The sequence below is a fragment of the Mesorhizobium sp. 2RAF45 genome, from assembly GCF_052115225.1.
Taxonomy (GTDB): Bacteria; Pseudomonadota; Alphaproteobacteria; order Rhizobiales; family Rhizobiaceae; genus Mesorhizobium; species Mesorhizobium jarvisii.
Genome location: NZ_JBFRGG010000001.1, coordinates 934179 through 948264 on the forward strand (window position 1 = coordinate 934179; position 14086 = coordinate 948264).

The following is a 14086-nucleotide window of genomic DNA, read 5'->3' on the forward strand; positions in this document are numbered from 1 at the left end:
CTGCCCACCGAGTTTGACGAAGGCATGTAACCGGAGTGTGCCGCCGTTGCGGGGCTTTCTCGCCATGGCCGTGCAGGTTGCAGCTCAACGACAATGCGTCGGCATCACACGGCGCGGCGCATCGACCTGAACGTTTGACACGTACAAATCGCCATTGGTAGATTCCTGCATCCCTCATGTGAGCGCCATCCAGATGAGAAAGCTCAAGGAACTCTTCCTTCGAAAGGATAAGCAGGATCCGGGAGATGAAGGTCCGGGGAATATTTATGTATACAAATCCAAAGAGGAAATTTCGGCAATTATCGTTACGACTTTAGGTGTCGATCCTGACCTTCTCGAAGAAATCATTGTTACGACCAAGCGCAAGCTCTCAGGAAAGAGCGACCGGCTCATCTATCTGACCGACAATTCGGACTTCACGATATTCCGCCGTCACGGTGTGATTTTCGAGTATCTGCCTCCATTGGTTGAGCAGCGGCTGCACGCAGCCGACATGCCCTGGCAGGCTTATTTGCGGGAGCACTGGGGGCTCCTTCTTGCAAAATGGCGCCCCCGCCGTGTCCTGGCTTACGGCACGACTATCGACAGTTTCCTGGCGGCGGCACCGACGGCATCCGTCCGCAACGCCCCGGACATGCCCAGATCATGAGGCTGGACATTCTGTTTGTCGCTGATGTCCGCTTCGAAGGCGGCACCTCCACCGCGCTCGCCGTGGAAATCCGAGCGGCCGCCCGCGCGGGTTTCAAGACAGGCTTGCTGGCCGTGAAGGGACCATTGCTGCGTAACCCCTACCCTATGCATCCCGACTTGCGGGCACTGATTGATGGCGGCGCGACAGAACGGATCGACCCGGACACGAAGGTCGACGCCGACCTCGTCCTGGTGCACCATCCGGCGATAATGTCCAACCGCTTCACCAGGCGGACCGGCATCCGGACCGAACGCATGGTCATGGTTCTCCATCATCCCATGGTCGACCGGCGGGGCAAGCTGCAGTACGACCTCGCGCGCATCGTAAGCAATTGCCGTTGGGCGTTTGGCGTCAAGGTTTGGCTCGCCACCGTCAGCGCCGTCGTTCGCGATGCCTTGCCCCGTCATTTGCCTGCGGGCGCGGAACTCCTGCCTGAAAACTGGACCAATCTGATCGATCTCGACGACTGGCCTCGCAGGCCGGACGGCCCGCCGCACAATCCGGTCATCATCGGCCGCCATGCCCGCCCGGACAAATTGAAATGGCCGAGCAGACCCGCCGACGCGCTGCGTATCTATCCTGCCGACGCAGCCCGCTACAGTATCAGGATCCTGGGCGGCGGTCCCTTCCTTAGGGAACTCTATGGTCCGCTGCCGGCAAACTGGGAAATACTGCCCTTTGCATGGACCGGCATTGCCGGGTTTCTCCAAGGGCTCGATTTCTATGTCTACTACCACAGCGATTCCTGGTCGGAGGCTTTTGGCCGCACGATCCTCGAAGCGCTCGCGGTAGGTCTCGTCACGATTCTCCCCGCGCACTTCCAGCCATTGTTCGGTGACGCGGCAGTCTATGCGGCGCCGAGAGATGTCGAGGGCGTCATCGGCAAATTCATCACCGACGCGGATGCCTACGCGCGGCAATCGGCGTTGGCCAGGGAGTTCGTTGCCCGGCACCATTCCGCCGAGCTCTTCCCGCAACGCCTTGAGAGGCTGTTCAACATTTCCAAACCACGGGATGCGGCGGCCGCGCGGGCGTCTACGATCCAGCCTTTGCCGATACGTCAGGTGCTGTTTGCATCGTCCAACGGCATCGGAATGGGGCATCTCGCGCAGCAGCTGGCTGTCGCCCAGCGACTGCCGCGAGGGCTGAAGCCGGTCTTTGCTACGATGTCCTACGCCATGAAAATCGCAGCCGAGGAGGGTTATCACGCTCACTTCCTGACCCATCACCGCGGCATCGATGCCGCGCCCGAGGACTGGAACGACGTGCTTGCCGAAGAACTGTTCGACCTGATCAGTCATCTGCGTCCAGCGGTATTTGCCTATGACGCCACAGCTGTCTTCGACGGTGTCGTCGCAGCCCTGGCCATGAACCGCAACCTGTTCTCGATCTGGGTACGTCGACCGATGTGGCGGGAATCGCACCGCCCGTTCCTTGAGATGGCGGACGCTTTCGACGCTGTTATAGAGCCCGGCGAACTGGCCGATGAATTCGATCACGGCCCCACGTCGGAAGTGCGCGATAAGGTTCTGTTGGTTCCGCCGGTGTTGTTGCTGGAGCCAAATCAGCGCCTGGACAGAGCCGCCGCGCGCAACTTCCTCGAAATACCCGATGGCATGACCGTCGTCGCCCTGCAACTCGGCTCCGGCAGCAATTTCGACATGCGCGGCGTCCGCAACGGCGTTCTCAAGGCCGTGCTTGACCGTCCCGATACGCTGGTGCTGGACATCCGCTCGCCGATCCGCGCCGATTTCGAGTCGGACGAGCCGGTCGGGCCGAGGCATCGCATCGTCGAGCTGTTCCCGAGTTTCAACTACAGCCGCGCATTCGACGCCGCGGTCGTCGCGCCTGGCTACAACACGTTCCATGAGAACATCCTTGGCGCGGTGCCGACCTTGTTCGTGCCCAACGAGAGCGACGAGATGGACCTGCAGCTCAACCGCGCCCGCTGGGCAGAGCTTGGCGGTTTTGGCCTGCTGATGCGGCGCGACCATGACCTTCCGCATGTCGACCGCTTCATCGAACAGCTGCTCGACCCCACCGAGCGCGAAGGAATGGCGGCGCGCTGCGAGGCGGTCCCCTGGACCAACGGCGCTGACGTCATCGCGAACTATATCGAAGACCATGCCAGGACGGTCCGAACTGACTGGGACATCACCAAGGACAGCTGATGTAGGGCTGCACCGAGGAACGGCACTCTTGAAACCAAGCCAGCCTTCGACGCGGTCGCCCCCTGGACCTCCAGCGCCTGCGCCAGCATCGCCGCGGCGTGCCCGGCGCGCGCCGGCAGCCAGAGTTCAGATGTCAGGATTGTCGAGAATGCGAGACAGCGTGCTGCGCCCCAGCGCACTCATGGCGGGGTTGGTGCGACGGTAATACCAGACGAGGCCCATGGCCTGCTGGAACGCCCAGGCAGCACCGCGCTTCCATAAGAGGTCCTCGACTTGAAGGCCGCTCCGAAAGGTCGCCCTTCGCTCGCGGTCGAGAAGATGCCACGCGACCGCCAGATCCAGCGACGGATCGGCCGGCCCGAAACTGCCACTATCAAGCACGCCGACAAGACGCTCGCCCTGCACCAGAAGGTTTGGCGGGATAAGGTCCTTGTGGCTCATCACGACGGGCTCAGCGGCGGGCAACTCCCGCAACCGGGCCCACAGATCGCGCAGTCGAGCCACATCGAGAAGGCCCTCGCTGTTTTCAAAGCAGACAGCCATCCAATCGTCATGATCGGGGAGATGTCCGCCACGTCCTTGCCCGTCGAAGCGTCGGCCCCGTGTGTCCGCCTGGCGCAACGACGCCACGAGGCTTGCAAGGTCGAGGGCGAAAATCGCCGATCCACTGAGCCCGTTCGGCGTGGCAACCTCGCCTTCGATCCACGTTTGCACTGCCCATGGCATTGGATATCGAGGACCGGGCTGGCCGAGCCCAATCGGTTGCGGCGTAGGAAACAGGCAATGCTGTCCAATCTCGACCATGGCGGCGGCCTCCGATCGAAGCATATCGGCGCATTCGGTCGGCTTCATCGCCCGCAGCGGGAACCGCGCAGCGCTCTTTGAGCCAATGCGGAAGATGGCGTTGACGGTTCCCGACGATCCGACCGAGGTGACGTCCTCATGACGATACTGGGGAAACTGATCGCGGATCATCTGGCGGGCGATATCGATGTCGATATCCACCTGATCGTCATGCATCATGAGTTCTCATCCTGCCGAGCTCGGCATCAAGGGCAAAAGCACCGACCTACAGTAGCTGACGTCAAGGTTGAAGCAGGTGTCGATCAGATTCCAATCGCCCTTCTATCATCGCCAGCAGGTCACTCGGAGGAAACAGGCGACAAGAATGCAGCTGATATAGTATAAAGAGTCCACGGCATATTGTCTCAGAGGCGCATCGATATGCCCACAAGATATGTTCGAGTTTATTTAACTTTGCAGCTTTGTGAATCCCGTTAACAGGAGGGGCGACGGATCATGCCAAACGAGCAAACGACAATTGACCCAGGCGCAGCCGAAACGCAACTCGGCCCGAGTGTATCGGTGCAAGTCAACCCCGAGGATTCCGTACCTTTCCGGCCGGAGCCGGTGTTCATCTCGCTCGGCCTGAAACGAGATGTTTTCGTGGGATTCTCGGGCGGTAACGCGGCACCGAATCCCGATCCGATGGGCATCCCGCCGGTAGACCTGAAGACCGAGAACGGACTGCTGAAGGCCTTCCTGCTGCTCGGATTCGAACCGGGCCCGGACACAACCCCATTCGGGTTTTCGATGCCAGCAATCTTCCGCGCTTCAGCCGCGTTCAGAGAAACCGTCGACCTGCCCGGCCTCAATGTCCCCATGCCTCCGGCTGTCATTGGCCAACAACCTCCAGTGATCAAGCCGGGCATGATTCAGAATTACATGGCTCTCCAGGCCAATTTCTTTCAAATGTCGCTGGCTCCGCTTCAGGCGAAGCTCAGGGAGGCGCGTGTTCCGTTTACGCAGGGCGGCATACCCGCGCCGGAGGACCTTCGGCCACAGCTCTTCCTGGTCGAGCAATATCAGCTTGCTAGCTTTCGCGGAGACCTGGCACGGGATGATCTGGTCGACTCCATCAGCCTGTCGCCCGGCGGCTCGATGACCTACAAGGTGATCATCAAGAAGAGAACATCGACGAGCAACGAGCTGACCTCCACCGTGTTGGACAGTCAGGACCGGGAAGCGAAAGATAATTTCAACAAGCAGCTCAAGGATACCGCCGACAAAAGGTCCGGAACGAACAACTATGATTATGGATTCGAAGGGAGTTTCCATGGGGAGGCTTCGGTCGAAATCGGCGGAGGCAGCGCGGACGCCCGGGTTCATGCCCGCGGATCGACCAATGAGGTTCGGCAGGATTTTGCGGAATCGACCACATCCGCCATCGATTCCCAAGTGTCCGAGACGAACCGTTCCCGCAAGCAGAGCATAGAAACCGGGAGAGAGGACACCCAGACTGACGAGCAAACCGAGAGCGTCAGGGAAAAGACGGCGCATAACCCGACGGCGCAGCCTGTGAATGTCGGAATCTTCCTGCTCAAGGAAGAGTTCGTTTCCGTTCTCAGCCTGGTCGATGTCGAGATTGCCTATCGCAATGGCGATGCGAACCAGGACCGTCAGGTGCCGTTGCGCAAGCTTGGCGAACTGCTGGATGCCGTGATCGAGCGCCTCGAGGATCGCACGGAGATTGCCGCGACAATCAAGGCGCTCCTTGAAGGGATCGCCGACTACCAGGATGAACCTCGCAGTATCGTCAAGCCGGACCCGAGCAGTCCGCTTGGCTTCAGCCGCGATGCGCAACTGAGATCGGAATATCGGCTTCTGAAGTCGGACGGGACCTTGCGGCGGACGTTTTCGGTGAAAGGCATCCCGATACGCGGCTGCGAAAGGTCGTTGCGCCGGCCGAATGTCACGGTCGAGCTGCCGATCGCCGGAATATGATCCGCTGGGCGACGGGATGCCGCGCAAAGCCGTTGTGAGCGTCTTTGCCGGCAGGTCCGCCTGGGCCGAACCAGCGCGCTCGCAACTATCGGTTTTCACCCCTAGCTCGCCGCCGCGGCCGGCACCTTCCTTGGCGCGGCGCGCGGCCGGCGCATGCGCCGTTTGGCGACGAGTTTCAGCGCCACCGGCGGCTCGTTCGACAGCGCGCCGGTCACCGCGTCGACCATGCCGTGGGCGACGAAATCCGCGTTGATGTCCTGGGCGAGCTTGTCGGCGGCTTCCTTGTCTCCGTTGCCGGTCTCCGACCAGAACACGATGCCCACCCGCAGCGCCGCCTTCGCGCGCTTCAGCCGGCGGACCAGGAAGCGGGCGTGCTTGACGGAATCGCGGTTGAGGAAGCCGACCACCACTGTGTCGATGGTCTCGAGCTCCAGGCGGCGAATGCTGGCCGGTTCCATGTCGGCAAAACCCGCCTTTGACGCGGTCGCCCCCTGGACCTCCAGCACCTGCGCCAGCATCGCGGCAGCGGCATCGTCGAGTTCGCCGCGCCCGCCGGCGCAAAGCAGCGACATGCCGGTGCCGTCGGGCAGTTCGGCCTCGTCCTCGTCGGCGGCATCGCCGGGCTCGCCCGCGTCCGAGCTTTCGTCCTCGGCCGCCTCCTCCTTGGCATCGTCTTCGAGATTGGCCACCAGCGCGAGCGCACTGGCCGCCACTTGCCGTCGCTGCAGGTCGCCCATGACGCCGCGCACACGATCGCGCTCGCCCAGCAGCAGGGCCGGAATGGCCACCTTGTCGTAGAATTCGACCAGATATTTCTCCTCGAGCATTTCCTCGGCATGATCGGTGGCCTCGTCCGGGTCGCCGGCCAGCAGCCGCTGGTAGAGCCGAGCATGCGGTTCCAGCACCGGCTCGTTGCCGAACAGCACGTCGAGGAATTCAAACTGCGGCACGTGCCTGCCCAGCACCACGAGGCAGACGGTGAGCGGCGTCGACAGAACGAGGCCGAGCGGCCCCCACAGCCACGTCCAGAAGATCGCCGCGACGATGATCGCCAACGGCGACAGTCCGGTTCGCGAGCCGTACAGCCAGGGCTCGACGACATTGCCGGTGACCAGTTCCATCACCACGAACAGGGCAGCAGTCCACAACACCAGCGACCAGCCGGGCGCCACGGCCAGTGCCAGGAACAGCGGCAAAAGCATGCCGATGGCCGGACCGATATAGGGAACGAACCGCAATGCCAGCGCCAGCATCCCCCACAACAGCGCATTGGGAATGCCGAGGATCCACAGCCCGATCGCAATCGGTATGGCGTAGACGATGTTGACGACCAGTTGCATGAGCAGGTAGCGGCCCACCCGCTTGGCTGCATCCTGAAGCGCCTCGGTGGTGCGGTGAAGGTCACCATAGCCGACAAGCCTGATGAAGCGGTCGCGCAAATCCTCCCGTTCGAGCAGCATGAAGATGACGACGACGATGATCAGACCCGCCGATCCGAGCGGACTGATCAGCGGGCCGACGATGTTCTGCAGGACTTCGAGCGGCCTTTCGCGCGCCACGATCTCGACCGGCACCGGCTCGCGCGGCGGCTTGTCCGCGGTGGCGGCCGGCAATGTGGCGTCCTGCCGGTCGATCTCCTGGCCGACACGCTCGACCACGCTGCTCAATCTGGCGATGATACCGCCGCCGACGCCGGTTTCCTTGAGCGAGCGGATCTTGGCCAGGATGTTGGTCTGGTAGACCGGAATGTTCTGCGCCAGTTCGCTGACCTGCGTGGCGACGACGAAGCTGAACAAGGCAAGTGCCGCGAAGGCGCTGAGCACGCTGGCGATGACGGCGGCGATGCGGGGAATGCCGACCCGTTTGAGCGCCGAGACAAACGGCGCCAGCGCGAACGTCAAAAGCAGGGCGATGGCGATCGGCAGGAACACCTCGCGGCCGAAATACAGCGCCGCCACCGTTGTGACGGTGGTGGCCACATTGGGCAACGCGGTTCGCGGATGGGGCGCGGCAGCCGCAAGAATATCGTCCAGCCCATGCGCCTCGGACGCCGTCCCGTTTCGACGATTGGCCGCCACTTGATGTCTCTCCCCCTGCCAGCGGCCATGGTCTGACATATTGAGCCGGCGTGCAACATTTGCCGGCAGACCGCTGGTTACCCTTCAATTCCGGGCGGGTCAGTATGTTCCCTGCGGCCCGAGGTATTGGCGAGAAGCACCTTTATCCGCCCGTCCGGATTCACGGGCCAAGGCCGGCGGCAAGCGTGGCGTGACGCTGAACAGAGCCGATCAGCGCGCCGCATGCCTGGCCAGCGCGTGCTCGATCAGCACGTCGATCACCTGGCTGTAGCCGATGCCGATCGCCGCCAGCGCCTTGGCGTACATCGAGATGTCGGTGAAGCCGGGCAGCGTGTTAACCTCGTTGACCAGCAGCGAACCGTCGGCGCGCAGGAAGAAGTCGACGCGCGCCATGGCCTCGCAGCCGAGCGCCCGGAAAGCCCGCGCGGCCATCTCGCTCGTCCTGGCAACGACATCCGCCGGGACATCGGCGGGCACCTTGACCAGCGCGCCGTCGGCGTCGAAATACTTCGCTTCGTAGGTGTAGAACCCATGCTTGTCGGCCGGAATGATCTCGCCGGGCGGCGAAACCGTCAGCGAACTGTCGGCCCGCTCCAGCACCGAACACTCGATCTCGCGGCCGTCGACGAACTCCTCGATCAGCGCCTTGCTGTCATAGCGCAAAGCCGTTTCGACGGCCTGTTCGAAGCCATCCCTGTCATGCACCTTGCTCACCCCGAAGGACGAGCCCTGGCGCGCCGGCTTGGCGAAGAAGGGCAGCCCAAGCGCCCCGGCAATCTCCTGGAACGAACCGACCTCGCCTCTCAGCACGGTGACCGAGCGGGCAACGGCAAGCCCTGCCTCGCGTAGCAGCCGCTTGGCGACATCCTTGTCCATGGCGGCGGCGGAAGCCAGGACGCCGCAGCCGACATAGGCGACATCGGCAACCTCGGCATAGCCTTGCACCGAACCGTCCTCGCCGAACGGCCCATGCAGCACGGGAAAGACGACATCGACAGGGTCAGGCTGTTCGCCGCTCTCGGTGAGAGCCACCAGCCGGCCCTTGCCGCCTGGCAGCAGGGCTACCTCCACGCCATCCTCAGACACCGGAGCCCCTGCCCCGTCGGCGCCGGCCTCGGACGAAGGCTGCAGCCGCCATCTGCCATCCCTGGAAATGGCGATCGGCACCACCTGGTAGCGCGTCCGGTCGATCGCCTTCAGCACATTGGCCGCCGACAGCCGCGACACGTCATGCTCGGCCGAGCGCCCGCCATAGAGGATGGCGACCCTGGTCTTTTCAGTCATTGAAACCCCTTAGAAATCAAATGGTGACGGCAATCCCGCGATTGGCAAAGAAACGATCGAAATCGGCTGGCGATAACACTGCGTTGGCCTGTGTGGCGCTGGTATGGCCGGATGGGTTGTGGAAGCGAAAACCATCATCCGACGCCGCCGTCACCAGCACCAGATGGCCGCCCTTCGACGGCGGCTCGCGCTCGGGCCAGCGGATCGAACTGCTGACCGAGGCGATGAAGAAGCGTGAGCGGGCGAGGATCGCCGGAATGTCCGACGTCGCGACATTGGTCATCACCTGCGCCTCCAGGCCGAACTCCGCCTTCACGAAAGTGACGAAGGGCGCGTAGATCAGGCCCCTGATCGAGCCTTCGTAGACGACATAGCCGCCATATCGGGTGCAGCGTCTCGCCAAGTCGATCGTCGGCACGATCTCGCCGCGCGTGGCCAGGATCATTTTCAGGCACGCCATGCCGCAGATGTTGGCGGCCCAGACCGCATATTCGTCTGGTGTTTCCGCTCCCGACCCCCGCCACAGCGGATCGCGCCGCAGCGCCACATCAGCGCCATCGGCGAGCACGGCCAGCGTCATGTCAGGCGTTTCCCACTGGCTGAAAAACGGCACGGTTTCGGGCGATGTATCCATGGAACTCCGCGGCTCGGTTTCCATCTCGTATCGAGGATGTCGGACAAAAGGAAGGCCACCTGGTCAGTGCTTCGAATTGGTGCTGGTGCGCCAGTGCGTCGAAGGTTCGGCGCAGTCTTCGGTTGGTCTGTAAGAAATTTCGTCTAGGTACGACTACCTTGACATGACCATGCTTTACCAAAACGAGAGGGGCGGTGCCGAAGCGGCCGCGCCACCGGATGTCGACCGGCTCTACATCCAGGCGGTGGATCAGCTAGGTCCCGCGTTGGCTCGTCTGGCAGTTGGATACGAAGCAAACCCTATCGAGCGGCAGGACCTGTTGCAGGATATCCATCTGCAGGTCTGGCGCAGCCTGACGTCTTTCGATGAGCGCTGCTCGCTGCGCACCTGGGTCTACCGTGTGGCACACAATGTCGCTGCCGATCATATCGGGCGAGCCCGACGCCTGAAAGGAATGATCGGCCTCGATCACCCGGCGGCGGAGATCGCCGCTGACCCGAATCCCTCCCCGGAGACGGAGGTATCCGACCGGCTTGCGCTGGCCCGGATCCACGCAATGCTCCACCGCCTGCAGCCGATCGATCGGCAGGTGATGATCCTCTACCTGGAGGAGGAGGATGCCGCGACCATCGCGGAGGTTTCCGGTCTCTCGGCCGGCGCGGTGGCGACGCGTATCAGCCGCATCAAGCGCGTTCTGGCCGGCCAGGTCGTTCTGGAGGCAGTACGATGATTAACCGGTCACAATCTTCCTGGAAGGAACAACCTGTTATGACCTCGGTCATAAATCTCGAAGACATCAAGGCGCGACATGCCGCTTTGAGCCGAACCACCAAGCGCCGCAACACTTTGGAATATGTCTCCGCAGGCATGGCCGCCGCCTTTCTGCTCGTCACCAGTGCAGTGACATTCCTGGCAGCCGACTCGTCGGCGGAATGGATCATGGCGTCAGGATTTGCAACGCTGGTGCTCGGCCTCCTGTTGGTGGGCCTGAATATCTTCCGCAAGAGCACACGTGCCGGATTCGATCTTGCGACAAGTGGAATGGGCCATCTGCAACAGCGCTTGGCTCATGAGCGCGACCTGCTGAGATCCGCCTGGCTTTGGTATGTAGGGCCAATAGTGCCGGGGTTCGTCATGATCTATCTCGGATCATGGGCGACAAATCCCGCGCGCCCGATCTTCGCGCTGGTCGGAGGCGGGTCGACCTTTGCCTTCCTTGTTTTGGTCATCATCCTGAACCGCCGTGCGGCTCGACGGATTGAAACGGAAATGCGTGCCCTGCGGGAATGACGATGCTTCGCGAGCCGCGCCGTTCGTGCACCGTCTCTAGAAGGTGATCTTCACCGAAGCGGCACTGCGCGCGTGCGCACCGTGATGGACGGCCTCGATGTTATTGCCGTCGGGGTCGAGCAGGAAGGCGGCGTAATAGCCGGGATGATAGGGCCGCTCGCCCGGCGCGCCATTGTCCGTGCCGCCGGCCGCCAGCCCGGCCTTGTAGAAGGCATCGACCATCGCGTGGTCCCTGGCCTGGAAGGCCAGATGGTGACGGCCGGTGAGCTTTCCCAGTGCTGCCCGGCTGTCGGCGCTGGAGATGAACAGCTCATCGGACCAGAAATAATCCTCGCCGGTCCCGCCGATCGGCACGCCGAGCACCTGCAAGACCGCCTCGTAGAAACGCCGGCTGGCGGCGAGATCCCTTACCACCAGCTGGATGTGGTCGATGAGCCGGCCGCGATGCAGTTCCTGGGTTTCCACGAAAATTTCTCCTCGCAATGTTCCAAATCTAAATTCGCTTGGGGCGCCGTCAACGCGGACGGGCGCAGGCTACTGACAGGCGCTGCCTTCCGGCGTCGTCGCCGAAAATCCCGCCCTTCGGTCCTTTGCAAATGAAAAGCCCGCCGGAGAGGGGGAAACCGGCGGGTTTTGGAAAGCCTCGTTGACAAGGCCTTCAGATGTCTGCGGGGGGTCAGACACCTAGGAACACCTGTCGGCTAAAGAGGTTCCATGCAGATCTCTTTTCAGGAGAAATTCTCCTGACGGGAACTTTCCGATCAAACCGGAGTTTCGTGGCGCGGCGGGAGGGACATCGATTGGACTGTTTTCAGAGACTGGAAGCGCTTATCGGCAGCGCTGGGGTTGGCGACGTCGAGAAAGCAAACGCCTTGCTGCGACGCTTCAAGGGCAAGTCGCAGGCGGTCGACACGGCAATAGACGAGTTCATGCTCGACTTCATGACATTGATCTTCGTCGTCGAGGCCGGCGAGGAACGCTTTGAAAAACCGCTCCGCAGACTGGCGCGCACCAGGCTTGCGATACTCAAGCATCTGGTCACCGTGACGGCATAGAAATGCCGCCTTCTCTGACCGGCCTACCCCTTCAGCAGCGCCGCCAGCCTTGGAATGCCCTCGGTCACGGCGCGCTGGTCGGCCAGCGTGAAGGACAGCCGCAGCGTGTTGCGTCCGGTGCCGTCGGCGTAAAAAGCGTTGCCGGGCACGAAGGCGACGCGCGCCTCCTTCACCGACCGAGCCAAAAGCTCGGTGGCGTCCGACCCTTCCGGCAGCGTCGCCCAGACGAACATGCCGCCTTCCGGCCGGCTCCAGGTCACGCCCTTCGGCATGTTGGCTTCGAGCGCGCCGAGCAGGCCGTCGCGGCGCTGGCGATAGGCGCCGATGAGTTTGTCGACCTGGCCGTCGAACACGGATTCGGCGACGCGGTGCATGACCAGCTGGTTGATCGACGGGCTGTGCAGGTCGGAAGCCTGCTTCATCAGCACCAGCTTTTCCACCACATGACGCGGCGCGCACACCCAGCCGACGCGCATGCCCGGCGACAGGATTTTCGAGAACGAGCCGCAATAGAGCGTGCGCGCCTTGTCGATAGAGCCAGAGCGCGCGCAATCGAGCGCCAGGATCGGCGGCACGCCCTCGCCATCATAGCGCAGCGCGCGATAGGCGGCGTCCTCGATGATGGCGATGTCGAGTTCGCCAGCGAGGTCGAGCACCGCCTCGCGCTGCTTTCGATCGAGTGTATTGCCGGTCGGGTTGGCGAAGTCGGGCACCAGATAGGCGAACTTGACCTTGCCGCCCCCTCTTGAAGAACCGGTGGGGGCGGCGGCCGCCGCGCGATAGGCGTCCGGCGTCATGTTGCCGCCTTCCGGCCGCAGACGGTCATAGCGCGGCTCATAGGCGTTGAAGGCCTGCAGCGCGCCGAGATAGGTCGGCCATGTCACCAGCGCGGTGTCGCCCGGCGACAGGAACAGCTTGCCCAGATAATCCAGCGCCTGCTGCGAGCCGGAGGTGATGAAGATGTTGGCCTCGTCGCAGGCGACGCCGAGCTTGCCCATCTGCCCGGCGATCCAGCGCCGCAGCGGCAAATAACCTTCCGACACCTGGTATTGCAGCGCCGCCCCTGCCTCCGCGCCGCCCAGCACCTCGGCATAGGCATCGCGGATGGCATCGGCCGGAAACAGCGCCGGATCGGGAATGCCGCCGGCGAAGGAGATGATGTCGGGCTGGTCGAGCAGCTTCAGCAGCTCGCGGATTTCGGAGGCCTTCATGCGCGACGAGCGCGAAGCCAACAGGTTCAAAAGGGTCAAGTCACGCCTCCCCAGACGATTTTCATATAGGTCAATGTAGCTGACCTATATCCGCTTTGTCAGGCAATTTGAATAGTGCCTGAAAGCCTGCCGCTATACGCCAGTCGCCGCCGGGGCGGAACGGAGTTGCATCTAGAGGCTCTTCTTGTAACCAATATGGCTGGCGGTGAAGCCAAGGTTTTCATAGAAACGGTGCGCGTCAGCCCGCCCCTTGTCGGTTGTGAGCTGCACAAGGCTGCAGCCGCGCGACCGACACTGATCGATCGCCCATTCGAGCATCAGCCGGCCGATGCCGCCCGAGCGCCGATGGCCGGCGACACGAACCGCCTCGATCTGCCCGCGCCAGGCGCCCTTGCGCGACAGCCCGGCAAGAAAGGTGATCTGCAACGTACCGATCACCTCGGCCCCGTCCACTGCCACCGCCAGCAGTTGGTTGGGGTCGGCATCGATCGCGGCAAAAGCTTTGAGATAGCCCTGGGCCAGCGGCAAGGAGGCATCCTCGCGAGCAGCGCCCAGTGGATCGTCGGCGAGCATCGCGACGATTGCCGGCAGGTCGGAAGCTTGCGCCTTGCGGAAGGTGATCATGGCGCCGGGATAGCGCGAGGCGGTGGCGGCGGCAAGTGAGCTCTCCCTTCTCCCCTTGTGGGAGAAGGAGGCCGAGCGAAGCGAGGTCGGATGAGGGGTGTTCCAGGGAACGCCGACGTCTCACTCCGCTGGAACACCCCTTGTATCTGCACGGAGGAGACTTTGTGCGATGGAAGCGACTGAGCCTCGAACCGGACGGCCATCCGATTCGAGGCTTGGCGAAGTCGCCCGACACCCCTGCGGCTACAACCGTGGATGAGCCTG

13 protein-coding genes are annotated in these 14086 nt (G+C 62.8%); 6 read left to right on the forward strand and 7 right to left on the reverse strand.

Features of this window, described 5'->3' with window-relative positions; genetic code table 11:
- Positions 1 to 193 precede the first annotated feature (193 nt).
- Both AB4Z43_RS04595 and AB4Z43_RS04600 read left to right on the forward strand, forming a co-directional pair.
- Complete coding sequence (locus AB4Z43_RS04595) at positions 194 to 649, forward strand: hypothetical protein (RefSeq protein WP_069092571.1); 456 nt, start codon at positions 194 to 196, stop codon at positions 647 to 649.
- On the forward strand, positions 646 to 2862 hold the full coding sequence (locus tag AB4Z43_RS04600; protein ID WP_441936111.1) for a glycosyltransferase: 2217 nt from the start codon (positions 646 to 648) through the stop codon (positions 2860 to 2862). Before AB4Z43_RS04595 ends, AB4Z43_RS04600 begins: the two co-directional genes overlap by 4 nt.
- 126 nt (positions 2863 to 2988) lie before the next feature.
- Here the strand turns inward: AB4Z43_RS04600 and AB4Z43_RS04605 are convergent, their stop codons facing one another.
- Entirely contained in the window at positions 2989 to 3885 is an 897-nt protein-coding gene (locus tag AB4Z43_RS04605) for an aminoglycoside phosphotransferase family protein (protein WP_171880378.1), read from the reverse strand.
- A 276-nt stretch (positions 3886 to 4161) separates the two neighbouring features.
- On the opposite strand from AB4Z43_RS04605, the gene AB4Z43_RS04610 reads away from it, so the two are divergent.
- Entirely contained in the window at positions 4162 to 5646 is a 1485-nt protein-coding gene (locus AB4Z43_RS04610) for a hypothetical protein (RefSeq protein ID WP_441936113.1), read from the forward strand.
- A 101-nt stretch (positions 5647 to 5747) separates the two neighbouring features.
- Here AB4Z43_RS04610 and AB4Z43_RS04615 read toward each other — a convergent pair whose 3' ends face one another.
- The 3 genes from AB4Z43_RS04615 to AB4Z43_RS04625 all read right to left on the reverse strand — a co-directional run bounded on the left by AB4Z43_RS04615 (position 5748) and on the right by AB4Z43_RS04625 (position 9642).
- The gene (locus AB4Z43_RS04615) at positions 5748 to 7724 is read right to left on the reverse strand and encodes an AI-2E family transporter (protein ID WP_441936115.1); all 1977 of its coding nucleotides are present in this window, start codon (positions 7722 to 7724) and stop codon (positions 5748 to 5750) included.
- Between the two features lie 210 nt (positions 7725 to 7934).
- Entirely contained in the window at positions 7935 to 9008 is a 1074-nt protein-coding gene (locus tag AB4Z43_RS04620) for a D-alanine--D-alanine ligase family protein (RefSeq protein ID WP_441936117.1), read from the reverse strand.
- A 16-nt stretch (positions 9009 to 9024) separates the two neighbouring features.
- Entirely contained in the window at positions 9025 to 9642 is a 618-nt protein-coding gene (locus tag AB4Z43_RS04625) for a C39 family peptidase (protein WP_441936119.1), read from the reverse strand.
- A gap of 163 nt (positions 9643 to 9805) precedes the next feature.
- On the opposite strand from AB4Z43_RS04625, the gene AB4Z43_RS04630 reads away from it, so the two are divergent.
- Together AB4Z43_RS04630 and AB4Z43_RS04635 are read left to right on the forward strand one after the other, a co-directional pair.
- On the forward strand, positions 9806 to 10372 hold the full coding sequence (locus AB4Z43_RS04630; protein ID WP_064981794.1) for an RNA polymerase sigma factor: 567 nt from the start codon (positions 9806 to 9808) through the stop codon (positions 10370 to 10372).
- Between the two features lie 38 nt (positions 10373 to 10410).
- The gene (locus AB4Z43_RS04635; protein ID WP_064981795.1) at positions 10411 to 10932 is read left to right on the forward strand and encodes a hypothetical protein; all 522 of its coding nucleotides are present in this window, start codon (positions 10411 to 10413) and stop codon (positions 10930 to 10932) included.
- 36 nt (positions 10933 to 10968) lie between these two features.
- On the opposite strand, the gene AB4Z43_RS04640 is transcribed toward AB4Z43_RS04635, so the two are convergent.
- Positions 10969 to 11397 carry a VOC family protein gene (locus AB4Z43_RS04640; RefSeq protein WP_019859327.1) on the reverse strand — a complete coding sequence of 143 codons (429 nt, stop codon included), beginning with the start codon at positions 11395 to 11397 and terminating at the stop codon, positions 10969 to 10971.
- A gap of 335 nt (positions 11398 to 11732) precedes the next feature.
- Between AB4Z43_RS04640 and AB4Z43_RS04645 the strand changes: the two genes are divergently transcribed.
- A complete protein-coding gene (locus AB4Z43_RS04645; protein WP_441936122.1) occupies positions 11733 to 11987 on the forward strand; it encodes a hypothetical protein in 255 nt (84 codons plus the stop codon).
- Positions 11988 to 12010: 23 nt separating this feature from the next.
- Here the strand turns inward: AB4Z43_RS04645 and AB4Z43_RS04650 are convergent, their stop codons facing one another.
- Positions 12011 to 13198 carry an aminotransferase-like domain-containing protein gene (locus tag AB4Z43_RS04650; protein ID WP_051112907.1) on the reverse strand — a complete coding sequence of 396 codons (1188 nt, stop codon included), beginning with the start codon at positions 13196 to 13198 and terminating at the stop codon, positions 12011 to 12013.
- A 171-nt stretch (positions 13199 to 13369) separates the two neighbouring features.
- Positions 13370 to 13822 carry a GNAT family N-acetyltransferase gene (locus tag AB4Z43_RS04655; RefSeq protein ID WP_441936124.1) on the reverse strand — a complete coding sequence of 151 codons (453 nt, stop codon included), beginning with the start codon at positions 13820 to 13822 and terminating at the stop codon, positions 13370 to 13372.
- Positions 13823 to 14086: the final 264 nt, after the last annotated feature.